Raw genomic sequence first — 21,989 nt, forward strand, 5'->3', positions numbered from 1 at the left:
GACCTTCCTCTTTTCGGTGTCTGAGTCATGGCCAAACCTTCGTTTATTAATTTGTGGGCAAACTACCCCACAACGCCAACACCCTGCGACGGCCCTTGGGACAATCAATGCGCCATCCGTATGAGCATCACGCTTAACGCCGAAAAAACCATCAAGGTAAACAAATCGACCTATAGCGAACCCAAGTGCGCGCATGACCACGCCCGAGGCGCGGAGTCATTGGCTAACTGGCTGTGGCGTCATCATCTCGGTCGCCCAACCATTCTTACGGGCAGCGCCGAGGACCGTCGTACGCTTTACCAAAAAACCGGGATTATTTTCTTCAAAGATTGTTTTGCCCGGATGGGACAATCTCTGGAAGCACGTACCGGCGACCATATTGACCTATGGAACCGAGGCTCAGTAACGGGTGACTTTGCCGACCAGGCGCACCGATCCCGACAGGTCTGGTTCTGGGAGTTGAAATGATCACACGCACCCTGCAATGCATACTGTCAATGAGCGTGCTGTTGAGCCTGAATGCCTGTGCGGAGCAAGCTGAACAAATCGACGCCACCCAATCCAACCCCGAGGTGGTGGTTGGAGGTCAACGACTGACCTTGGAAAGTCATGCACAACGCTGTGCATTGCGTAAGCCCGACCAGAGCCTGTTGACTCTGGATATGCCTTGGCCTTGCCATCTGAGCATCGACCGCAATGGCCAACCAAGGGTCGAGAGTTTTAACAATGCACAGATCATCATTGTGCAGCACTTTGCACCAGAACCTGCACCGAGCCAGGAGTGTCGCTCTCAGTATCAGGCCATCAGACATATTGAGGGTCGCTTGGAGGCGTCTATGGTTGCCGAAAGCGGTCATTGTTTGCTTGGTGCTATGGACCAGAAAAACTTCGTGGCATTTTTTACGTGGTAACCGAAATCGCCACCCGCGACCGCCTGCAACCGTCCCTGTTGGACCGGTTGACCGACGACGAGCCGAGCAATCCCAAGGAAAGCGCGGACAAGCGCGTGCTGTCCCTGACCCAGCTCAAAGCCTCGGTGCTGCGGGACCTGGCGTGGCTGCTCAATACCACGTCGCTGCTCAGCGCCGATGCCACGTTGCACACCCCGGCGGGGACGTCGGTGATTAATTACGGCCTGCCGGCGCTGGCGGGCAACAGTGCATCGAGTGTCGATATCAATGCTCTGGAAGCCCTGATCTACCAGGCGATTGCCACCTTCGAGCCGCGCATCCTGCGCCACACCCTGCGGGTCAAGGCGCGCGTGGCCCATGGCGAGATGAATCACAACGCCCTGAGTTTCGAGATCGAAGGCGACCTGTGGGCGCAGCCGGTGCCCTTGCGCCTGCTGCTGCAGACCGACCTGGACCTGGAGTCCGGCCATGTACGCGTGGTCAATGCCGACCAGCGGAGACGCCCATGAACCCGCGCCTGCTGGAGCTGTACAACCAGGAACTGCACCATGTGCGCGAGAGCGCTGCGGAGTTCGCCAAGGAATACCCGAAGATCGCCAGCCGGCTGACCCTGTCCGGCATGGACTGCGCCGACCCGTACGTCGAGCGTTTGCTCGAAGGCTTCGCTTATCTCACCGCCCGGGTGCAGCTCAAGCTCGATGCCGAGTACCCGACCTTCACCCACAATCTGCTGGAAATCGCCTACCCGCACTACCTGGCGCCGACCCCGTCGATGACCGTGGTGCAGCTGCAGGCCGATCCCGATGAGGGCTCCCTGGCCAGCGGCTTTCCACTGCCTCGCGACACCGTATTGCGTGCCGCCCTGGGCCGCGAAACCCAGACCTGCTGCGAGTACCGCACCGCGCACCCAGTGATGCTGTGGCCGTTGCAGGTCAGCCAGGCCGATTACTTCGGCAACCCGTCCGCCGTGCTCGGGCGCCTGGCCGCCAGCGAACCCAAGGCCAAGGCCGGTTTGCGCCTGACCTTGCGTACCGGCGCCGAGCTGCCCTTCAACAGCCTGGCCCTGGACAGCCTGCCGCTGTACCTGAGCGGCGCCGATGAGCAACCGTTCCGCCTCTACGAGCAGTTGCTCGGCAATGTTTGCGCGGTGTTTGCGCGCCAGCCCGGCGGTGACTGGGTGGAGCGTCTGCCACAGGACGCACTGCGTCCGCGCGGGTTCGACGACGCCGAGGCGGCGATGCCAGTGGTATCGCGGGCGTTCCAGGGTTATCGCCTGTTGCAGGAATACTTCGCCCTGCCCCATCGCTACCTGTTCGTCGAGTTCGCTGAACTGAGCCGCGCGGTACGACGCTGCGATGGCCAGGAGTTGGAGTTGATCGTGCTGTTCGACCGCCACGACCCGAGCCTGGAAGGCAGTGTGGGGGCCGCGCAATTCGTGCCGTTCTGCACCCCGGCGATCAACCTGTTCCCCAAGCGCGTGGACCGGATTCACCTGTCCGAACGGGTCAACGAGCACCATGTGATTGCCGACCGCACCCGGCCCATGGACTTCGAGATTCACTCCCTGAGCGGCATCACCGGCCATGGCACCGGGCCGGAACAAGCCTTTTTGCCGTTCTACGCCGTGCGCGATCCGTCGCGCTACGGCCGCGACCAGAGTTATTACAGCGTGCGCCGCGAGCCGCGCGTGCTATCCAGCGACCAGCGGCGCAATGGCCCGCGCTCCACGTATGTGGGCAGCGAGACCTTTGTCAGCCTGGTCGACAGTCAGCAGGCGCCCTACCGCCACGACCTGCGCCAACTGGGCGTGACCGCGCTGTGCACCAACCGCGACCTGCCGCTGTTCATGAGTGTGGGCAACGGCAAGACTGACTTCACCCTGTCCGACAGCGCCCCGGTGCTGGCCGTGCGCTGCGTCGCCGGACCCAGCCGTCCGCGCGCCAGCCACGCCCATGATGCCAAGGCCTGGCGGCTGATCAGCCAGTTGTCGCTCAACTACCTGTCCCTCAGCGAGGGCCAGGGCGCCGCCGCGTTGCGTGAACTGCTGCGCCTGTATGGCGACAGCAACGACGCCGCCCTGCAACTGCAGATCGAAGGCCTGCGCGAGGTCAGCAGCAAAGCGGTGACCCGCCGCCTGCCGATGCCCGGCCCGATCGTGTTTGGTCGTGGCCTGGAGATCACCCTGGAATTTGATGAAAACGCGTTTCGCGGCACCGGCGTGTTCCTGCTCGGTGCGGTACTGGAACGGTTCCTGGCGCGTTATGTGTCGATCAACAGTTTTACCGAGACGGTGATCCGTACCACCGAACGCGGCGAGATCATGCGATGGAAAGCCAAGCCCGGACGTCGTCCGACCCTGTGAGTACCCTGGAGGCGATGCACCAGGAGCCCTGGGAATATGACTTCTTCCAGGCGCTGCGCCGTATCGAGTGCGAATCGCCAGACTTGCCGCGCCTGGGCCATTCCCTGCGCCTGGCCGATGACCCGTTGCGCCTCGGACAACAGGCCGATTGCACCTTCGCCCCGGCCACCCTGGCGTCGGTAGCGCCCGGCGCCGACGGCACGCCTGCGCGCCTGGAGCAGTTCTTTTTTGGCCTCGGCGGCCCCAATGGTCCGCTGCCGCTGCACATCACCGAATACGTGCGCGAACGCCAGCGCAACAACGCCGACAGCACCAGCAAGCGCTTCCTTGATGTGTTCCACCACCGCCTGCTGACCCTGTTCTACCGGGCCTGGGCCGAAGCGCGGCCGACCGTCAGCCATGATCGGCCCGACGATGATTACTGGTCCGCACGCCTCGCCGCCTTGAGTGGCCGGGGCATGCCCAGCCTGCTCGACCAGGGCCTGATCCCCGACACCGCAAAGCTGCATTACAGCGGCCACCTCTCGGCACAAACCCGCTACCCGGACGGCCTGAAGGCGATTCTCGGCGAGTATTTCGGCCTGCCGGTGGAGATTGAAGAGTACGTCGGCCAATGGCTGGAGCTGCCAGAGCGCAGCCGGGTCAGCGTCAGCGCCAATCAGTTGGGCGTGGACTTCTGCCTGGGCAGCCATGTGTGGGACCGCCAGCATAAATTTCGCATCCGCCTGGGCCCGCTCATGCTGGACGACTACATGGGCATGTTGCCCGGCAGCCAGCCGTTCAACGAGCTTGTGGCCTGGGTTGCCGAATACCTGGGCCATGAACTGGACTGGGACTTGAACCTGGTTCTGCAACAACCCGAAGTCCCGGCGCTGCAACTCAACGGCCAGTTCCGCCTGGGCTTCAACACGTGGCTCGGCCAACCCGGGCACGACGCCAACGACCTAATCCTGGCCCGGCATTACGCCGATCAGGCCACCACCTCAAGGAATTCAGAGCATGGGTGAAATCAGTCGCGCCGCACTGTTCGGCAAACTCAACAGCGTGGCCTACAAGGCCATCGAAGCCGCCACGGTGTTCTGCAAATTGCGCGGTAACCCCTACGTGGAGCTGGCCCACTGGTTTCACCAGTTGCTGCAACTGCAGGACTCGGACCTGCATCGCATCATCCGCCAGTTCAACGTCGAGCCGGCGCGCCTGGCCCGCGACCTCACCGAAGCCCTGGACCGCCTGCCCCGTGGCTCGACCTCGATCACCGACCTGTCGTCCCACGTGGAAGAAGCAGTAGAGCGCGGCTGGGTGTACGGCAGCCTGATGTTTGGCGAAAGCCAGGTGCGTACCGGCTACCTGGTGCTGGGCATTCTGAAGACGCCGAGCCTGCGGCATGCGCTGCTGGGTTTGTCGGGGGAGTTCGACAAGATCAAGGCCGAGGCCCTGAGCGAGCGCTTTGATGAATATGTCGGTGATTCGCCGGAAAACGCCCTGAGCGCCAGTGACGGTTTCAACGCCGGTGCCGTGCCGGGCGAAGCCAGCGGCGCCATGGCGCCGAGTGCCATGGGCAAGCAGGAAGCTCTCAAGCGTTTCACCGTTGACCTCACCGAGCAGGCGCGCAGCGGCAAGCTCGACCCGATCGTGGGGCGTGACGAAGAAATTCGGCAACTGGTGGATATCCTGATGCGTCGACGCCAGAACAACCCGATCCTCACCGGTGAGGCCGGGGTGGGCAAGACGGCGGTGGTCGAAGGTTTTGCCCTGCGCATCGTCGCCGGCGACGTGCCGCCGGCGTTGAAGGACGTAGAACTGCGCAGCCTGGATGTGGGCCTGCTGCAAGCTGGCGCCAGCATGAAAGGCGAATTCGAACAGCGCCTGCGCCAGGTCATCGAAGACGTCCAGGCCTCGCCAAAACCGATCATCCTGTTTATCGACGAAGCCCACACCCTGGTCGGTGCCGGTGGCGCCGCCGGCACCGGTGATGCAGCCAACCTGCTCAAGCCGGCCCTGGCCCGTGGCACCTTGCGCACGGTGGCGGCCACCACCTGGGCCGAGTACAAGAAGCACATCGAGAAAGACCCGGCCCTGACCCGCCGCTTCCAGGTAGTGCAAGTGGCCGAGCCGTCGGAAGACAAGGCGCTGCTGATGATGCGCGGCGTGGCCTCGACCATGGAAAAACACCACCAGGTGCAGATCCTCGATGAAGCCCTGGAAGCCTCGGTGAAGCTGTCCCACCGCTATATCCCGGCACGCCAGTTGCCGGATAAATCGGTGAGCCTGCTGGACACCGCCTGCGCCCGCGTCGCCATCAGCCTCCACGCAGTGCCGGCCGAGGTGGACGACAGTCGCCGCCGTATCGAAGCCCTGGAAACCGAGCTGCAAATCATCGCCCGTGAGCATGCGATCGGCATCGCCATTGGTGCACGCCAGAGCAATAGCGAAGCCTTGCTGAGCGCCGAGCGCGAGCGCCTGGCAACGCTGGAAAGCCGCTGGGCCGACGAGAAAACCCTGGTGGACGAGCTGCTCGCCACCCGGGCGACCCTGCGCGAGAAGGCTGGCGCTGTCGACAGCGGCAACGACGAGTTGCGCGCACAACTGGTGGACCTGCAACAGCGCCTCAGCGCCCTGCAAGGCGAAACCCCGCTGATCCTGCCGACCGTGGATTACCAGGCCGTGGCCTCGGTGGTTGCCGACTGGACCGGCATCCCGGTGGGCCGTATGGCGCGCAATGAACTGGAGACGGTGCTCAACCTCGACCAGCACCTGAAGAAACGCATCATCGGCCAGGACCACGCGTTGCAGATGATCGCCAAGCGCATCCAGACCTCCCGCGCCGGCCTCGACAACCCGAGCAAGCCGATTGGCGTGTTCATGCTGGCCGGCACCTCCGGCGTGGGCAAGACCGAAACCGCCCTGGCCCTGGCCGAAGCCATGTACGGCGGCGAGCAGAACGTGATCACCATCAACATGAGCGAGTTCCAGGAAGCCCATACCGTGTCGACCCTCAAAGGTGCGCCACCGGGCTATATCGGTTATGGCGAAGGCGGCGTGCTGACCGAAGCCGTGCGGCGCAAACCCTACAGCGTGGTGCTGCTGGACGAAGTGGAAAAGGCTCACCCGGACGTGCATGAGATTTTCTTCCAGGTCTTCGACAAGGGCGTGATGGAGGACGGCGAAGGCCGGGTGATCGACTTCAAGAACACCTTGATCCTGCTGACCACCAACGCCGGCACCGAGCTGATTTCCCACGTCTGCAAAGACCCGGCAAACGTGCCCGACCCGGAGGACATCGCCAAGGCCCTGCGCCAGCCACTACTGGAAATCTTCCCGCCGGCCCTGCTCGGGCGCCTGGTGACGATTCCGTATTACCCACTCAGCGACGTGATGCTCAAGGCGATCACCCGCCTGCAACTGGACCGCATCAAGAAGCGTGTAGAGAACACCCACAAAGTCGCGTTCGACTACGACGACGCGGTGATCGACCTGATCGTCTCGCGCTGCACCGAAACCGAAAGCGGCGGGCGGATGATCGACACCATCCTCACCAACAGCCTGCTGCCGGACATGAGCCGCGAGTTCCTCACGCGCATGCTCGAAGGTAAGGCACTGGCGGGGGTGCGGATCGGCACGCGGGATAACGAATTGCACTACACCTTCAGCGACACCGAATAACCTGACGAAGTGCAATCCAAATGTGGGAGCGGGCTTGCTCGCGAATACGGTGAGTCAGTCGCCGGATGTATCAACTGATACACCGCATTCGCGAGCAAGCCCGCTCCCACATCGGATTCGGTTTCTTCAGTTATTAAGACACTTACGGGACAACCGATGCTTTTCAACCAAGCCTCACGCCTGGCCAAGATCACCAGCCCCCTGGGGCCGGATGTGCTGCTGCTCAATGAAATGGGCGGTGACGAAGAGTTGGGGCGGCTGTTCAGCTACGAGCTGCAACTGAACTCGCTGGACGCCAATATCGATCTCAACCAGTTGCTGGGCAAGCCGATGAGCGTCAGCCTGCAACTGGCGGATGGCGGCGAGCGGTATTTCCATGGGCTCGTCGCACGCTGCAGCCAGAACATCGACCAGGGCCAGTTCGCCAGTTACCAGGTGACCCTGCGCCCGTGGTTATGGCTGCTGAGCCGCACCTCCGACTGCCGGATTTTCCAGAACCTGAGCATCCCGCAGATCATCAAGCAGGTGTTCCGCGACCTGGGCTTTTCCGACTTCGAAGATGCCCTGAGCCGGCCGTATCGCGAGTGGGAATACTGCGTGCAGTACCGCGAGACCAGCTTCGATTTCGTCAGCCGCCTGATGGAACAGGAAGGCATCTACTACTTCTTCCGTCACGAGCAGGACCGCCACGTGCTGGTGCTGGCCGACGCCTATGGCGCCCACGCCACGGTGCCCGGCTACACCTCGGTGCCCTACTACCCCAAGGACGAGCAGCAGCGCGAACGCGACCATATGCACAACTGGCACCTGGTGCAGCAAGTCCAGCCCGGTTCCCTTGAGCTCAACGACTACGACTTTCAGCGCCCCAGCGCCAGCATCGACGTGCGCTCGGCCATGCCGCGCCCGCACACCGCTGGCGACTATCCGCTGTACGACTACCCCGGCACCTACGTCAAAAGCGAAGACGGCGAACACTACGCACGCACCCGTATCGAAGCCCTGCAAACCCTGCACGAACAAGTGGAGTTCAGCGGCAACGCCCGGGGCCTGGGCTCCGGCCATCTGTTCAGCCTCACCGGCTTCAGCCGCCGCGACCAGAACCGCGAGTACCTGATCCTCGGCGCGCGCTACTACATCACCCAGGAGCGCCTGGAATCCGGAGGCGGCGCGGCGTCGGCGCAGTTCGACAGCAGCCTGACCTGCATCGACGCTCAACAGAGCTTCCGCCCGCTGGCCAACACCCACCGGCCCATCGTCAAAGGCCCGCAGACCGCACTGGTGGTCGGGCCCAAGGGCGAGGAAATCTGGACCGACCAGTATGGCCGGGTAAAGGTGCATTTCTATTGGGACCGCCACGATCAGTCCAACGAAAACAGCTCCTGCTGGATTCGCGTGTCGCAATCCTGGGCCGGCAAAAACTGGGGTTCGATGCAGATCCCGCGCATCGGCCAGGAAGTGATTGTGAGCTTCCTTGAGGGCGACCCGGACCGGCCGATCATTACCGGGCGGGTGTACAACGCCGAACAGACGGTGCCCTACGACCTGCCGGAAAACGCCACCCAGAGCGGGATGAAAAGCCGCTCCAGCAAGGGCGGCAGCCCGGCGAACTTCAATGAAATCCGCATGGAGGACAAGAAGGGCCTGGAGCAGCTGTACATCCATGCCGAGCGCAATCAGGACATCGTGGTGGAGGTGGATGAAAGCCACTCGGTGGGGCATGACCGCAACAAGAGCATTGGGCATAACGAGACGGTGACCATTGGCAATAACCGCCTGCGCATCGTCAAGCAGGAAGACGTGCTCTCCGTTGGCCAGAAGAAGACCGACAGCATCAGCCAGAGCTATGTCATCGAGGTCGGCGAAAACCTGCGCCTGGTGTGCGGGGAAAGCATCCTCGAGTTGAACGCCAGCGGGCAGATCAACCTCACTGGCGTGCAAATCAGCTTCTACGCCAGCGGCGACGCCGAATTCAACACCGGCGGCGTGCTGCACCTCAACAACGGCGGCGGGCCTGGCGCCACACCGGATGGCCAAGGCATAAAAACCAGCATCGACGCCAATATCAAAGCCGCGTTCCCCGCGCCTAAAAGCTCCTGACGAGACCTGTTTGCCATGACGTACCGCATCAACGAATTCCAGTTTCAACTGCCCGCCGGCGAGCTGCAGGACGCGACGATCAATATCCTCAAGTTCCCGGAACTGGGGACTTCGCTGATCGTCAGCCGCAGCTTGCTGGCGGAAGGCGAAACCTTGCACAGCAACTTCGACGACCAGCTCAAGCGCCTGGAAAAACAGGTGCAGGACCTGCGCTGCCTGCCCAGCGTGCCGGTACGCCTGGGCGCCGCCCAGGAGGTCGAAGGGATCGAGCTGTGCAGCCAGTTCAACAAGGGCAACGACAAGGTGTTCCAGTACCAGTTGGCCCTGGTGTTGCCGGGGACGCGCAAGATGCTTGCCTTGAGTTATGTGAAGGCCGACAAGCTTGGTGATGCCGAGGCGGCGCATTGGGCGATCATCAAAAACTCGTTGTCGTTCGACGTGCCTGCGTGATGGGCATCCTGCATGTCTGACGCGTTATGGGCCGCCCGAATGGGCGATGCCATGGACCACACGTCGATGATGGCCGACATTCTCGGCGGCGTGCTGGAGGTGGCGGCGAACATCGCGATTACGGCGCTGGCCACCGCTGCAGTAGTCGCCGCCACCGGGATCACGGTTGTCACGGGCGGGCTGGGGTGCTTCCTCCTCGGCGCGGTCGTGGGCGTGGTCGTGGGGCTTGCGATGAGCAAGAGCGGGGCCGACAAGGGCCTGAGCAATTTATGCGAGGGCATCGGCAACGCGCTGTTCCCGCCGACGGTGCAGGCCAATATCCTCACCGGTTCCTTCGACACGTTTACCAACAACATCCCCTCGGCCCGTGCCGCCGGGGCGGTTGTGTCCCATGTGGCACCGGCCGGCACCGAGCTGGAAATGCAGGCGCCGGAAGAAGCGCCTGAAGCCGAAGCCAGTTACCTGGACATGGCAGGCGAGTTCTTCTCACAGATGTGGCGCCCCACCGTGGCTTCACCTGCGCCAGGCACAGAGACCAAGCCCGAAGACCTGGTGCTTTGCACGAAGCACCCACCGATGCCGCCGCAGTTCATGGCCGAAGGCTCGGCCAAGGTGACCATCAACGGTCAGCCCGCGGTACGCAGTGGTGACCGCAGCACCTGCGATGCGAAAGTGGTGTCCTCCGGGCTGATCTCCTCCGACGTCACCATCGGCGGCGGTTCGGTGGTGGTGCGCGAGATTCGCAGCGGCAAGACCCCGGGGGTCGGGCTGGCCGTGACAGTGCTGCTGATGCTCAAGGGGGGCAAGGGCAAGTTCTTCAGCAAATTGCCGTGCATGCTGGTTGGCGGGGCGGTGTCGATGGCCGTCAGCAGTGCCATGGGTGCTGCGGCCAACGCGGCCATGGGCTCGTCGAACCCGGTACATGCGGCCACCGGGGCCAAGGTGCTCGGCGGCGATGATGATCTGGATTTCGTCCTGCCCGGCCTGTTGCCGATTGACTGGCAGCGCGTCTACAACAGCCGCGACGAACGCCAAGGCAGCTTGTTTGGCGCCGGTTGGAGCGTGCCCTACGAAGTGTGCGTCGACGTGCTGCCCCACCCCGAAGGCGGCGACACCCTGCTCTACACCGACGAACAGGGCCGGCCCATCGACATGGGCACCATCCCACTGGGCGGCGCGGTGTTCAGTGCCGGTGAAGGGCTTGCTGTACGGCGCCACCGCGATGGGCCGTTACTGATTGAAAGCGACGATGGTGTGTATCGCCTGTTCGAAGCCACCCCGGCAAACCCGTCGCGATTGCGCCTGAGCCAACTGGGTGACCGCAACGACAACCGCATCTACCTTGATTATGACGAGGCCGGAAGCCTGGTGCGGCTGCGCGACACCTTCGACCTGGTGCAGGTCGAACTGATCCGCGACCCGCTCCACGTAACCCGCATCGAGCGCGTGTACCCCGATCAACGCCGAGAAGTGCTCGTCAGCTATGGTTACGACGCCATCGGCAACCTGGCCGAGGTACGCGATGCCAGCGGCCAGGTGCAACGGCGCTTCGCCTACAACACCGGGCAGCGCATGGTGGAACACCAGTTGCCCACCGGCTTGCACTGCTTTTACGAGTGGGCCCTGATGGATGGCCAGGAATGGCGGGTGGTCAAGCACTGGACCAATGAAGGCGATGCTTACCGGTTCGACTATGACCTGCTGGCCGGCACCACACGCATTACCGACAGCTTGCAGCGTGTCAGCACCCGGCACTGGAACAGCCAGCACCAGATCACCCGCTACAGTGACAACCTCGGCCAGACCTGGCTGTTCGAATGGAACGACGAGCGTCAATTGCTCAACGCCACCGACCCTCACGGCGGCCGCTATGAATACAGCTACGACGAGGCCGGCAACCTCATCGGCGAAACCGACCCACTGGGGCGCAGCGACTCGACGTTATGGCTCGAGCACTGGGCCCTGCCGTTGGTGCAAACCGACGCCGCCGGCAACAGCTGGCGCTACCGCTATGATCAGCGCGGCAACTGCACCGTCGCCATTGACCCGCTGGGCCATGTCACCCGTTATCGCTATGACGCCCATGGCCAAGTCGTCGAGATCATCGACGCCACGGGCAAAAGCAAAAAACTGCGCTGGAACCCGCTCGGGCAACTGCTCGAGCACGTCGACTGCTCGGGTTACCCGACACGGTTCAGCTACAACGAACAGGGCTTTTTGCAAGTCATCACCGACGCCCTCGGCGAACGTACCCAATTCCACTATGACGCCCAGGGCCGCCTGCTCAGCAGCCAATTACCCGACGGTCGTCGCGAGCAGTACCAGCGAGATATCAGCGGCCAACTGACCGCTTACACCGACCCGGCCGGCCACACCACACGCTATCAACACAACCGGCGCGGCCAGGTGCGCCAACGCACCGATGCCCATGGCCGGCAGGTGCAGTTCGGGTATGACAGCTTTGGTCGGCTGCAGGCGCTGATCAACGAGAACGGCGAACGTTATCGGTTTGTCTGGGATGATGGGGATCGGTTGACGGAGCAGCAAGATCTCGACGGCAGCGCCAAGCGCTACAGCTACGACCGCCTGGACAACGTCACCACCATGACCGCCCTGGCGGCACCTTACGACACAGGCATGGCCGTGGTCCCCGAGACGCCGCCCGCCCCCATCGTGCATCGACTGGAACGCGATGCGGTTGGCCGATTGATTGCCAAAACCACCGAAGATGGCCGTACCGACTACACCTACGATCCATTGGACCAGCTTACGGACGTGTCCTTCACCGACCTGCAGGGCAATGCCCAAGCCTTGAGCTTTGCCTATGACGCGGTTGGCCAATTGCTCACCGAACGCAGCTCGGCCGGCGAACTGCAGCACCACTACGATGAACTCGGCAACCTGATCCAGAGCCAACTGCCGGACGGCCGCTGGCTCAACCGCCTGTACTACGGCAGCGGCCATCTGCACCAGATCAACCTCGACGGCCAACTCATCAGTGACTTTGAGCGCGACCGCCTGCACCGCGAAGTCCTGCGCACCCAAGGCCAGATCAGCACCCGCAGCGAGTACGACCGCAGCGGCCGCCTGCGCGCGCGCCAACGCCGCCACACCAGCCAGCCGGCGTTGTTGCCGGCGGCGGTACAGAAGCACTTCGAATACGACCCCGCCGACAACCTGATCGGCAAGCTCGACCAGCAACCCTCTACGCAGCATCGCCAACTGCTGCACTACGACGCCACCGGCCGCGTCATCGCCAGCCAGGACAGCCTGCACGGCCAGCGCGAAACCTTCGCCTACGACGCGGCCGCCAACCTGTTGGACGGCCCACAGTCCGGGGCCGGGCTGGTGGTGCATAACAAGCTGCTGACCTATCAGGACAAACGCTACCGCTACGATGCCTTTGGCCGGATGATCGAAAAACGCAGCGGCGCCCGTGGCGTACAATACTTTGCCTACGACGCCGAAAGCCGGCTGATTGAAGTGCGCAATGAAGGCGGCAGCGTGGTGCGCATGGCCTACGACCCGCTGGGCCGACGCATCGGAAAAACCGAACATGACAGCAATGGCTATCCACTGGGCGAAACCCAGTTCATGTGGGACGGTTTACGCCTGTTACAGGAGCAAAAGCACAGCCAGACCAGCCTTTACCTCTATGAAGACGAAGGCTACCAACCCCTGGCCCGCGTCGATGGCATCGGGGCGCTGCAAAAAATTCGCTATTACCACAACGACCTCAATGGCTTGCCGGAGCAACTGACCGAGGCTGATGGGCACACCCTGTGGCAGGCGACTTATCGGGTGTGGGGCAATACCGTGGAGGAGGTGCGGGAGCCTTACTTTATTGAAGAGCAGAACCTGAGGTTCCAGGGGCAGTACCTGGATCGGGAGACGGGGCTGCATTTCAATACGTTCAGGTTTTATGATCCGGATGTGGGGCGGTTTACTACGCCGGATCCGATTGGGTTGGCGGGAGGTCTAAACACCTATGCCTACTCACCCAACCCATTCATGTGGTCAGACCCCTTGGGCCTGGCAGCCTGCGCCAAGAAAGTGGACGCCCTGCGTAACGGCCCTCAAAAAACCGTCGTAAAAGTGAAAACTAAAAAAGAAGCGAACGAGTTATTGAAAGAAGCATTTCCAAACAGCCAAAAAGTCAGAGGCATAGGATCGCAAGACGCCCAAGGTATAAGAAAGAAAAACAAGATGGACCAATTCAAAAAGAGAGATGGAAAAGTACGATACAGAAAAGATTACCCCATTAATAAAGAAACAGGTCGTGTTTATGGCCACGACGATCCGAAAGGTACAGGCCACGGTGAACTACCGCACGTCAACATTAAGCGCGCCGATGGCACAATGGTCCGCATTGATATTACAGGTTAGAGTATGAACAATCTCATAGAGGCACTCAACGCTGGGAAACGCCGAGGCTACGAGGAAAGACGTGAAATAGATGGGGCCTCATTTCTATTTCAATACGCCATAAAAAAACAGAACAATCTGTATTACACCTATTTTTTCTCAATAGACGAGTCCCAAATGGAAGTCATTGAAGATGATGAAAACGAAGAAATACTGACATTTCCGAGTCTCGATGAAGCATTGAGTCACTTAATCAGCAGAGGTGCCATAGTGGAGAAACTTTCAGCCATCAAAAACACCTTGCCTTTTTAAGAGCAAAGTGGCCAACTGATAGTAAGCGAGCAAACTTACCAAAGGGGAAAACGGGACTATTTTATTTAAAGTCCATTACACTCAAATCCCCATGATTTCATTCATAGAAATCAACCTTGGCAGGTGAAATTTGTGAATATAAAAGAGATTATTGAACTGGACTTTTCTAAAATAGAAGGCGTGGATCAACTGTACGTAGCTCTTGCTGAAAAAATCGGGTTCCCTGAGGACTATGGCAAAAATGTCGATACAGTAATTGACTGCTTATTTGGTTTACGCTATCCCGAGGATAGGTATGACCATAATAAATTCAGACCTAACAGAAAAATAACAACTCATACAAAAAACATCACGAACGCTCAAAAACAAACGACAGAATCACTTATTCTTATCATTTAATTCGTAAATTACAAATGCCAATTCAAAGAAACTCCCGCATTAACCTTTTTACTCCTTGAGCGCTGCCCCTTAAAATTCTCAATTATTCCGCCGGGCACAGGAAAAAGCTTAAATATTTATTTAAGATATTTAGAGATAACCTGACAGATCACGATCCTCATTTGATAAAGTGCTGTGATATTCGTCCCGTCCAACACGGAAATTTTTATGCCCCTTGACTTTATGGCAGCAGAAAATCAGAAAGACATTAATGAGAACACTCCAGTTTTTTGCTTGAGTGAATCTACCCATGGCGCTCTTATGGGCGCATCAGCACCAAGAAAAGATTTCCCAAAGACGCACAAATTTTCTGATTATTACGCCGACACAAGTATTCTATTCGGCGAAATTCTACCTTTAGTGACTGAAATCGAAAAAGCGACAAAGTTAAAAAACTTAAACTCCAGCGAATTGAAAGATCTAGTCAAGTTCCTTCAAAGTGCTTATAGCAAAAAACTGAATGTTTTTATTTATTGCGACTAACCCAATTCATGACGGATCTGACAGCACCTAAGCCCGGCGATTTATTTTACTTTCCGGCCGTCAATGCAAACGATGAACCGGGCTTCGTGATCGCACGCTACATTGAGCTCATACCACCAGCGCTCGGCCATTTGATCGAGGTGTTCGCCCATTTTTGTACAAAGATCCCTGCCTCTATCGAGGATAGTAGACACGTCGCGCCGATTATTCAGGCCGATATTCTGCAGCCTGCGCTCGTCGGGCATTCCAAGCTGGAAGATACTTTTCAGTGATCCGGGGTATAAAAAACCCAACTCCCATTACGACAAAATCCAATTTGCCTTTATAAAGGCGAATCTGGATGGGTGGTACCAGCCATCCAGCGACCGCAGAACAACTTTCGGGGATAGAGCATTCCCCCTGTTGGCGAAGGGACCATGTTGTTTTTCGCGTAATTACTCATCTACGAGAAGCCATCGGGGAAAACGAATGCATGGGGCACTTTGATTTACCGGAAGACTTGCGAGCTGATAGAAACATTGGACTTGAACGTGTAAACAAGGCAGCGTACAGCATGCAGTTGCTGTTCAAGAGCAAATAAAAATGGGCACCCAACCCAGTCGGCGTGCCCATTTTTCATACCTCCCCGCCTCCCTTCGAGACGGTGCCGTGCTTACGGGTTGACGCTGTCTTTAAGCGACTTGCCCGGTTTGAACGCTACGGTGTTGCTCGCCTTGATTTTCACCGGCTCGCCGGTTTGCGGGTTTTTGCCGGTGCGGGCGCCGCGGTGGCGCTGCAGGAAGGTGCCGAAACCAACCAGGGTCACGCTGTCCTTGCGGTGCAAGGCGCCAGTGATTTCTTCAAGAACGGCGTTGAGGACGCGGTTGGCCTGTTCTTTGGTCAGGTCTGCTTTTTCTGCAATGGCGGCTGCGAGTTCTGGTTTACGCATAGGTGAAGCCTCTTTGACGGTTTTTTGTTGTTATGTCCGTGCTGCTCTCTGCTGGAGCAGCGCCAAGGCGCCGCAGGCTCTACTCTGCGGCAGACGGGAGTGAGAATGGCATGCCATTGGTGCCTGCGCCAGTCTCGCGGCGACCTTTCTAGGGGGAAAAAGGTGCTTATTCCGACAGAACGACCAGCATTTACGCCAGCAGAGGCGGAAGTTCCTTATTTAGGGCCAGTTTTTCCATGACCGCAGTGCCCGTCAGCGCGTAACCCAGCAGGCGCCCGCTGGCATCGCGGCACAAGGCCTTGATGTCACCGCCCTGCCCTTCGACGCTCCACACGCCCTCAAGGCCCCGTGGCGGCGGCGAGACTACCAGTGGGCACGCCGGGGTTTTCACCGTGACGGGCATCGGCCCGTAGTTGACCGCCGTGGCGTTGCCCGCCAGGGTCTGGGCCAGGGCGCGGGCGCAGCTCATCAGGGGCATGACGTACAGCAGGTTCAGGCCATCGACCTCGGCGCAGTCGCCCAGGGCGTAGATATTGGCGTGGGAGGTCTTGAGGTGGCGGTCGACCATGATTCCACGGTTGATTTGCAGGCCGGCCGCAGCCGCCAGGTCCACCCGTGGGCGCAAGCCAATGGCGGAGACCACCAGGTCGCATTCGATCACCGTGCCATCGGACAGATGGGCTTCCAGGCCGTCCACCGTGCGTTGCAGGCGGTTGAGCACCGGCCCCAGGTGGAAGCGTGCCCCAAGGCCTTCCAGCCCAGCTTGCACTGCTGCGGCCGCGGCCGGGTGCAGCAGGGTCGGCATGACTTGCTCGCACGGTGCCACCAGGTCGATGGTGTAGCCGCCCAGGATCAAGTCGTTGGCAAACTCACAGCCGATCAGGCCCGCGCCCAACAGCAGCACACGGCGCTTGCCGGCAGCGGCGTGGCGAAAGCGCGCGTAGTCTTCCAGGTCGTTGATCGGGAAAATCAGATCAGCGGCATCGCCCTCGACCGGTACCTGTACCGTCTGGGCGCCCCAGGCCAGGATCAGGTCGCGGTAGACCACCGCCTCCTCGCCGATCCACAGGCGCTTGTGGCCAGGGTCGATGCCGCTGATGCGGGTATGGGTGCGCACTTCGGCCTTGAGTTGCTCGGCCATCGCGCCAGGGGTCGCCATGCTCAGGCCATCGGCGTCCTTGTTTTTGCCAAAGCCGGTGGAGAGCATGGGTTTGGAGTAGGAACGCCCGTCATCCGCGGTGATCAGCAACAACGGAGTTTCGCTGTCGAGTTTACGAAACTCCCGAGCCAGGTTGTAACCGGCCAAGCCCGTACCGATGATCACGACAGGTGCGCTCATTCCATTCTCCTTGTAGTACGTTTCTTAAATTCAGCGAATCAACCGATTTCGATCATTTCGAAATCCATTTTGCCGACGCCGCAGTCCGGGCACAGCCAGTCTTCCGGGACGTCCTGCCACAGGGTGCCGGGGGCGATCCCGTCATCCGGCCATCCGTCCGCTTCGTTGTAGATCAGGCCACAGACTACACATTGCCACTTCTTCATTACTTACTTCCTCAGGGTCCAGGCGTACTGGCCGACAGTCGATAGATCCAGCATTGCTGTGCGGCTCAGGGCGTTTTGTACTGATCGGGGCGCCCAGATGCAAGCACGTTCGACCCAATGTCCTGGCGCAACCCGGCAAAAATCCGGGTGAGCATGGTAAGCTCGGCGCCTCATTAACTGCCAATAATGACTCCCCGTGCCGCATTCGATTGCCGTTCCCGATGCTTGCCAATGGCTGAACCAGAGCCTTCTGCACCCCCTGCCCACGCCTCCTGCCCTCGACTGGCTGTTCGATGAGGGCTCGCTGACCCGCCGCCTGACGCACCTGTCCAACGACGGCTTCAGTGTCACGCCATTGTACGAAGGCTGGCAGCCCCTGCGAGACGACGAATGCGCCGCCCTCGACCTAGCCGCCGCCAGTATTGGCTGGGTGCGCGAGGTGTATTTGCGCGGTCACGGCCAGGCCTGGGTCTTCGCCCGCAGCGTTGCAGCGCGCAGTGCCTTGCAGGGCGATGGCTTGCATATGGATGAGTTGGGCAGTCGCTCCCTGGGTGAGCTGCTGTTCTGTGACCGGGCCTTCAGCCGCCAGGCCATCGAAGTCTGCCATTACCCACGCGCCTGGCTGCCGAAGGCAGATCAGGCCAGTGGCTTATGGGCGCGGCGCTCGCGTTTTGATCGCGGGGCGTTGAGCGTGTTGGTGGCGGAAGTGTTCCTGCCGAGCCTGTGGCAAGCGGTGCAGCAATCTGCGGAGAATGGCTGATGTACCAGCGCCTGCTCCAATCCCTGAACCGCCTGAACCCACGGGCCTGGGACTTCGTGCAACTGACGCGGATGGACAAGCCCATCGGCATCTATCTGCTGCTTTGGCCCACCCTCTGGGCGTTGTGGATTGCCGGCGAGGGCTCGCCTTCGTTGAGCAATATCGTGATCTTCGTGCTCGGCGTCGCGCTGACCCGAGCCGGGGGTTGCGTCATCAATGACTGGGCTGACCGCAAGGTCGACGGCCACGTGAAGCGCACCGCGCAACGCCCGTTGGCGAGCGGCAAGATCAGCTCGAAAGAAGCCCTGGTGTTTTTTGCCGTATTGATGAGCATCAGCTTTGTGCTGGTGCTGCTGACCAACGCCGCGACCATCTGGCTGTCCCTGGGCGGCCTGGCGCTGGCGGTCAGCTACCCGTTCATGAAGCGCTACACCTATTACCCGCAAGTGGTGCTGGGCGCGGCGTTTTCCTGGGGCATGCCCATGGCGTTTACCGCCGAGACCGGCAGCCTGCCGGCCATTGCGTGGTTGCTGTATATCGCCAACCTGCTGTGGACGGTGGCCTACGACACCTATTACGCGATGACTGACCGCGATGATGATTTGAAAATCGGCGTCAAATCCACCGCGATCCTGTTTGGCGATGCCGACCGGATGATCATCCTCACCCTGCAGGGTTTGGCGCTGCTCTGTCTGCTGCTGGCGGGCTCACGCTTCGAGCTGGGCGGTTGGTTCCACCTGGGGTTGCTGGCGGCAGCAGGGTGTTTTGCCTGGGAGTTCTGGTACACCCGGGATCGGGACCGGATGAAGTGCTTCAAGGCATTTTTGCACAACCATTGGGCGGGGTTGGCGATCTTCCTCGGGATTGTCGCTGACTACGCCCTGCGATAACCGTGGCGAGCGGGCCACACCCTCATCACGAGGAGCCCGCATGCCACAGTAATGGCTTAGGGTTTGGCGATCTTCCAGGCCCCGTCCATTTTGCCGTCGCCGGTCGCGTCGCCAGCTTTTTTGTCCATGATGAAGGTGTACAGCGGCTTGCCGCCATAGGCCCACTGGCTGGTGTTGTCGTCACGGGTGATCACGGTCCACTTGCCCATCGGTTTATCGGTGGACTCGGCCTTCAACGGCGGCCAGTTGGTCGCGCACTTGTCATTGCACATGGACTTGCCGTCGGCATCCTTGGCGAAGGTGTAGAGGGTCATCTCCTTGTGATCCACCAACATCCCGTCTTTAGTCATGGCGGGCTCTGCCGCGAAAGCCAGTGTCGGCAGGGTCAACGCCGCCGTGACCAGCAGGGCTTTCCAGGAAAAAGTACGTTGATTCATCGGAACCTTCCTTTTGCGGTTGTCAGGATTCGGACTCAAAGCGTAGTTCAGGACCACGCCTATTGCGCAGGCCAGTAAAATACTGTCACACGACTGCAATAATTCCGTTATCTAATGCGGCGCAAGACAGTTAAATGACAAGAGGACTTAGCATGGTTGGCAGGAGCATTCTGATCGTTGACGACGAAGCGCCCATTCGCGAAATGATCGCCGTTGCGTTGGAAATGGCCGGCTATGACTGCCTGGAGGCAGAGAACTCCCAGCAGGCCCACGCCATTATCGTCGACCGCAAGCCGGACCTGATCCTGCTGGACTGGATGCTGCCCGGCACCTCCGGCATCGAATTGGCTCGGCGCCTCAAGCGCGATGAGCTGACCGGGGATATCCCGATCATCATGCTCACCGCCAAGGGCGAAGAGGACAACAAGATCCAGGGCCTGGAAGTCGGCGCCGACGACTACATCACCAAGCCATTTTCCCCACGGGAACTGGTTGCCCGCCTGAAGGCCGTGCTGCGCCGCGCCGGCCCGACCGATGGCGAGGCACCGATTGAAGTCGGTGGCCTGCTGCTGGACCCGATCAGCCACCGCGTGACCATCGACGGCAAACCTGCCGAGATGGGCCCCACCGAATACCGCCTGTTGCAGTTCTTCATGACCCACCAGGAGCGCGCCTACACCCGCGGGCAATTGCTCGATCAGGTGTGGGGCGGCAATGTGTATGTCGAGGAACGCACCGTGGACGTGCATATCCGCCGCCTGCGCAAAGCCTTGGGCGATGCCTACGAGAACCTGGTACAAACCGTGCGCGGTACCGGTTATCGGTTTTCCACCAAGGGCTGAGCCAGCCCCACTCAGACTTAACAGCCGACAAGGACGCATGTTCAAGTGAATCAAAACTGGCATGGCACCCTGATCCGCCACATGCTCTTGCTGGTCACCGGCTGCCTGTTGGTGGGCCTGATCAGCGGCTACTACGGCTGGAGCCTGGCCATTGGCCTGGGCCTTTACCTGGGCTGGACCCTCAAGCAATTGCTGCGCCTGCACGAATGGCTGCGCCAGCACAAACCCGACGAGGCACCACCCGACGGCTACGGCCTGTGGGGCGAGGTGTTTGACAGCATCTACCACCTGCAACGCCGCGATCAGCGGGTACGTGGCCGCCTGCAGGCGGTGATCGACCGGGTCCAGGAGTCGACTGCCGCGCTCAAGGACGCGGTGATCATGCTCGACAGCGACGGCAACCTGGAATGGTGGAACCGCGCCGCCGAGACCCTGCTGGGCCTGAAGACGCCTCAGGACAGCGGCCAGCCGGTGACCAACCTGGTACGCCATCCGCGCTTCAAGGAATACTTCGAGCAGGAAAACTATGAGGAAGCCCTGGAAATCCCCTCGCCCACCAACGACCGGGTGCGCATCCAGCTGTACCTCACGCGCTACGGCAACAACGAGCATTTGATGCTGGTGCGCGACGTCACCCGCATCCATCAGTTGGAACAGATGCGCAAGGATTTCGTCGCCAACGTCTCCCACGAATTGCGTACGCCCCTGACCGTGATCTGTGGCTACCTGGAGACGCTGCTGGACAACGTCGAAGAGGTCAACCCGCGCTGGAGCCGTGCCTTGCAGCAAATGCAGCAACAAGGCTCACGCATGCAGACCCTGCTCAACGACCTGCTGCTGCTGGCCAAGCTGGAAGCCACCGACTACCCCTCGGACAACCACCCCGTGGCCGTACAGGGCCTGCTGCAGACCATCAAGAACGATGCCCAGGCCTTGTCCGGCGAGCGCGGCCAGATCATTACCCTGGAAGCCGACCCGTCGGTGCTGCTCAAGGGCAGCGAGGGCGAGTTGCGCAGCGCCTTTTCCAACCTGGTGTTCAACGCCGTGAAGTACACCCAGGACAAAGGCACGATCCGCATCCGCTGGTGGGCCGATCACCAAGGGGCGCACCTGAGCGTGCAGGATTCGGGGATTGGTATCGACAGCAAGCACTTGCCACGCCTGACCGAGCGTTTCTACCGCGTCGACTCCAGCCGTAACTCCAACACCGGCGGCACCGGGCTGGGCCTGGCGATCGTCAAGCATGTGTTGCTGCGTCATCGGGCCCGCCTGGAAATCAGCAGTGTGCTGGGCCACGGCAGTACCTTTACCTGCCACTTCGCGCCGACCCAGGTCACCCATGCGCAAACAATCGCGGTGAAGGATTAATCTGAAAATACCCCCCACCGCCGGTGGGACCGGGCTTGCCTGCCATAGCATCTCCTGGGTGCTTCTGTAAGCCCCAGGCGCCTGCATCGCAGGCAAGCCAGCTCCCGCATAAGCCCGCTGCAGCAGGCATTCACGGAT

Annotated in this window: 21 protein-coding genes; 17 read left to right on the forward strand and 4 right to left on the reverse strand. The window is 60.5% G+C overall.

Translation table 11 applies throughout. The features are described from left to right. Positions 1-27: 27 nt before the first annotated feature. The 13 genes from PSH73_RS26125 to PSH73_RS26185 all read left to right on the forward strand — a co-directional run bounded on the left by PSH73_RS26125 (position 28) and on the right by PSH73_RS26185 (position 15,353). Positions 28-468 (forward strand): type VI secretion system amidase effector protein Tae4, encoded by a 441-nt coding sequence (locus PSH73_RS26125; protein WP_120734345.1) that lies wholly within the window; start codon positions 28-30, stop codon positions 466-468. Then, positions 465-911: a hypothetical protein gene (locus PSH73_RS26130; RefSeq protein ID WP_057440530.1), complete on the forward strand. Its 447-nt coding sequence runs from the start codon at positions 465-467 to the stop codon at positions 909-911. Before PSH73_RS26125 ends, PSH73_RS26130 begins: the two co-directional genes overlap by 4 nt. After that, on the forward strand, positions 905-1,420 hold the full coding sequence (tssE, locus tag PSH73_RS26135) for a type VI secretion system baseplate subunit TssE (protein ID WP_057440531.1): 516 nt from the start codon (positions 905-907) through the stop codon (positions 1,418-1,420). The genes PSH73_RS26130 and tssE overlap by 7 nt, the downstream gene beginning before the upstream one ends. Further along, on the forward strand, positions 1,417-3,273 hold the full coding sequence (gene tssF, locus PSH73_RS26140) for a type VI secretion system baseplate subunit TssF (RefSeq protein ID WP_057961025.1): 1,857 nt from the start codon (positions 1,417-1,419) through the stop codon (positions 3,271-3,273). Before tssE ends, tssF begins: the two co-directional genes overlap by 4 nt. Further along, positions 3,237-4,280: a type VI secretion system baseplate subunit TssG gene (gene tssG, locus PSH73_RS26145; protein WP_057961026.1), complete on the forward strand. Its 1,044-nt coding sequence runs from the start codon at positions 3,237-3,239 to the stop codon at positions 4,278-4,280. Before tssF ends, tssG begins: the two co-directional genes overlap by 37 nt. Further along, positions 4,273-6,936 (forward strand): type VI secretion system ATPase TssH, encoded by a 2,664-nt coding sequence (tssH, locus tag PSH73_RS26150; protein ID WP_057961027.1) that lies wholly within the window; start codon positions 4,273-4,275, stop codon positions 6,934-6,936. Before tssG ends, tssH begins: the two co-directional genes overlap by 8 nt. Before the next feature lie 156 nt (positions 6,937-7,092). Then, positions 7,093-9,033 carry a type VI secretion system Vgr family protein gene (locus PSH73_RS26155; protein ID WP_057961028.1) on the forward strand — a complete coding sequence of 647 codons (1,941 nt, stop codon included), beginning with the start codon at positions 7,093-7,095 and terminating at the stop codon, positions 9,031-9,033. 15 nt (positions 9,034-9,048) lie between these two features. Further along, positions 9,049-9,483 (forward strand): DcrB-related protein, encoded by a 435-nt coding sequence (locus tag PSH73_RS26160; RefSeq protein ID WP_057961029.1) that lies wholly within the window; start codon positions 9,049-9,051, stop codon positions 9,481-9,483. 12 nt (positions 9,484-9,495) lie between these two features. Beyond that, entirely contained in the window at positions 9,496-13,869 is a 4,374-nt protein-coding gene (locus tag PSH73_RS26165) for an RHS repeat-associated core domain-containing protein (protein WP_305461619.1), read from the forward strand. A 3-nt stretch (positions 13,870-13,872) separates the two neighbouring features. Next, on the forward strand, positions 13,873-14,160 hold the full coding sequence (locus PSH73_RS26170; RefSeq protein ID WP_128593294.1) for a hypothetical protein: 288 nt from the start codon (positions 13,873-13,875) through the stop codon (positions 14,158-14,160). A 132-nt stretch (positions 14,161-14,292) separates the two neighbouring features. Then, a complete protein-coding gene (locus tag PSH73_RS26175; protein WP_162947778.1) occupies positions 14,293-14,559 on the forward strand; it encodes a barstar family protein in 267 nt (88 codons plus the stop codon). Between the two features lie 207 nt (positions 14,560-14,766). Beyond that, positions 14,767-15,081 (forward strand): hypothetical protein, encoded by a 315-nt coding sequence (locus PSH73_RS26180; RefSeq protein WP_120734352.1) that lies wholly within the window; start codon positions 14,767-14,769, stop codon positions 15,079-15,081. Positions 15,082-15,089: 8 nt separating this feature from the next. Further along, positions 15,090-15,353 (forward strand): hypothetical protein, encoded by a 264-nt coding sequence (locus tag PSH73_RS26185; RefSeq protein ID WP_225923827.1) that lies wholly within the window; start codon positions 15,090-15,092, stop codon positions 15,351-15,353. 380 nt (positions 15,354-15,733) lie between these two features. On the opposite strand, the gene PSH73_RS26190 is transcribed toward PSH73_RS26185, so the two are convergent. The 3 genes from PSH73_RS26190 to PSH73_RS26200 form a co-directional block, all read right to left on the reverse strand. Then, positions 15,734-16,009, reverse strand: a complete 276-nt coding sequence (locus PSH73_RS26190) for an HU family DNA-binding protein (protein WP_003213368.1) — start codon at positions 16,007-16,009, stop codon at positions 15,734-15,736. A 190-nt stretch (positions 16,010-16,199) separates the two neighbouring features. Next, complete coding sequence (locus tag PSH73_RS26195) at positions 16,200-17,348, reverse strand: NAD(P)/FAD-dependent oxidoreductase (protein ID WP_057961176.1); 1,149 nt, start codon at positions 17,346-17,348, stop codon at positions 16,200-16,202. A 38-nt stretch (positions 17,349-17,386) separates the two neighbouring features. After that, the gene (locus tag PSH73_RS26200) at positions 17,387-17,554 is read right to left on the reverse strand and encodes a rubredoxin (RefSeq protein WP_032856748.1); all 168 of its coding nucleotides are present in this window, start codon (positions 17,552-17,554) and stop codon (positions 17,387-17,389) included. 196 nt (positions 17,555-17,750) lie between these two features. Between PSH73_RS26200 and PSH73_RS26205 the strand changes: the two genes are divergently transcribed. Together PSH73_RS26205 and ubiA are read left to right on the forward strand one after the other, a co-directional pair. Continuing rightward, a complete protein-coding gene (locus tag PSH73_RS26205; protein ID WP_057961177.1) occupies positions 17,751-18,314 on the forward strand; it encodes a chorismate lyase in 564 nt (187 codons plus the stop codon). Next, a complete protein-coding gene (gene ubiA, locus PSH73_RS26210) occupies positions 18,314-19,204 on the forward strand; it encodes a 4-hydroxybenzoate octaprenyltransferase (protein ID WP_057440536.1) in 891 nt (296 codons plus the stop codon). Before PSH73_RS26205 ends, ubiA begins: the two co-directional genes overlap by 1 nt. A gap of 56 nt (positions 19,205-19,260) precedes the next feature. On the opposite strand, the gene PSH73_RS26215 is transcribed toward ubiA, so the two are convergent. Next, a complete protein-coding gene (locus PSH73_RS26215; protein ID WP_057444223.1) occupies positions 19,261-19,641 on the reverse strand; it encodes a hypothetical protein in 381 nt (126 codons plus the stop codon). Positions 19,642-19,793: 152 nt separating this feature from the next. Here PSH73_RS26215 and phoB point away from each other — a divergent pair, with 152 nt between their 5' ends. Further along, complete coding sequence (gene phoB / locus PSH73_RS26220) at positions 19,794-20,483, forward strand: phosphate regulon transcriptional regulator PhoB (RefSeq protein WP_003176964.1); 690 nt, start codon at positions 19,794-19,796, stop codon at positions 20,481-20,483. 81 nt (positions 20,484-20,564) lie between these two features. After that, on the forward strand, positions 20,565-21,851 hold the full coding sequence (gene phoR, locus PSH73_RS26225; protein ID WP_178112044.1) for a phosphate regulon sensor histidine kinase PhoR: 1,287 nt from the start codon (positions 20,565-20,567) through the stop codon (positions 21,849-21,851). The last annotated feature ends 138 nt before the right edge of the window (positions 21,852-21,989 follow it).

Origin of the sequence: Pseudomonas sp. FP2294 (assembly GCF_030687625.1) — a bacterium.
Classification (GTDB): domain Bacteria; phylum Pseudomonadota; class Gammaproteobacteria; order Pseudomonadales; family Pseudomonadaceae; genus Aquipseudomonas; species Aquipseudomonas shahriarae.

What these genes read in the sequence shown, in the direction of transcription:
- PSH73_RS26185 (WP_225923827.1), top strand. Translation starts at nt 15,090, where the DNA reads ATGACGGATCTGACAGCACCTAAGCCCGGCGATTTATTTTACTTTCCG.
- phoB (WP_003176964.1), top strand. Translation starts at nt 19,794, where the DNA reads ATGGTTGGCAGGAGCATTCTGATCGTTGACGACGAAGCGCCCATTCGC.
- PSH73_RS26125 (WP_120734345.1), top strand. Translation starts at nt 28, where the DNA reads ATGGCCAAACCTTCGTTTATTAATTTGTGGGCAAACTACCCCACAACG.
- PSH73_RS26165 (WP_305461619.1), top strand. Translation starts at nt 9,496, where the DNA reads ATGTCTGACGCGTTATGGGCCGCCCGAATGGGCGATGCCATGGACCAC.
- tssH (WP_057961027.1), top strand. Translation starts at nt 4,273, where the DNA reads ATGGGTGAAATCAGTCGCGCCGCACTGTTCGGCAAACTCAACAGCGTG.
- PSH73_RS26215 (WP_057444223.1), bottom strand. Translation starts at nt 19,641, where the DNA reads ATGAATCAACGTACTTTTTCCTGGAAAGCCCTGCTGGTCACGGCGGCG.
- PSH73_RS26160 (WP_057961029.1), top strand. Translation starts at nt 9,049, where the DNA reads ATGACGTACCGCATCAACGAATTCCAGTTTCAACTGCCCGCCGGCGAG.
- PSH73_RS26180 (WP_120734352.1), top strand. Translation starts at nt 14,767, where the DNA reads ATGCCCCTTGACTTTATGGCAGCAGAAAATCAGAAAGACATTAATGAG.
- PSH73_RS26195 (WP_057961176.1), bottom strand. Translation starts at nt 17,348, where the DNA reads ATGAGCGCACCTGTCGTGATCATCGGTACGGGCTTGGCCGGTTACAAC.
- tssG (WP_057961026.1), top strand. Translation starts at nt 3,237, where the DNA reads ATGGAAAGCCAAGCCCGGACGTCGTCCGACCCTGTGAGTACCCTGGAG.
- ubiA (WP_057440536.1), top strand. Translation starts at nt 18,314, where the DNA reads ATGTACCAGCGCCTGCTCCAATCCCTGAACCGCCTGAACCCACGGGCC.
- PSH73_RS26155 (WP_057961028.1), top strand. Translation starts at nt 7,093, where the DNA reads ATGCTTTTCAACCAAGCCTCACGCCTGGCCAAGATCACCAGCCCCCTG.
- tssF (WP_057961025.1), top strand. Translation starts at nt 1,417, where the DNA reads ATGAACCCGCGCCTGCTGGAGCTGTACAACCAGGAACTGCACCATGTG.
- PSH73_RS26170 (WP_128593294.1), top strand. Translation starts at nt 13,873, where the DNA reads ATGAACAATCTCATAGAGGCACTCAACGCTGGGAAACGCCGAGGCTAC.
- PSH73_RS26200 (WP_032856748.1), bottom strand. Translation starts at nt 17,554, where the DNA reads ATGAAGAAGTGGCAATGTGTAGTCTGTGGCCTGATCTACAACGAAGCG.
- phoR (WP_178112044.1), top strand. Translation starts at nt 20,565, where the DNA reads ATGCTCTTGCTGGTCACCGGCTGCCTGTTGGTGGGCCTGATCAGCGGC.
- PSH73_RS26130 (WP_057440530.1), top strand. Translation starts at nt 465, where the DNA reads ATGATCACACGCACCCTGCAATGCATACTGTCAATGAGCGTGCTGTTG.
- PSH73_RS26190 (WP_003213368.1), bottom strand. Translation starts at nt 16,009, where the DNA reads ATGCGTAAACCAGAACTCGCAGCCGCCATTGCAGAAAAAGCAGACCTG.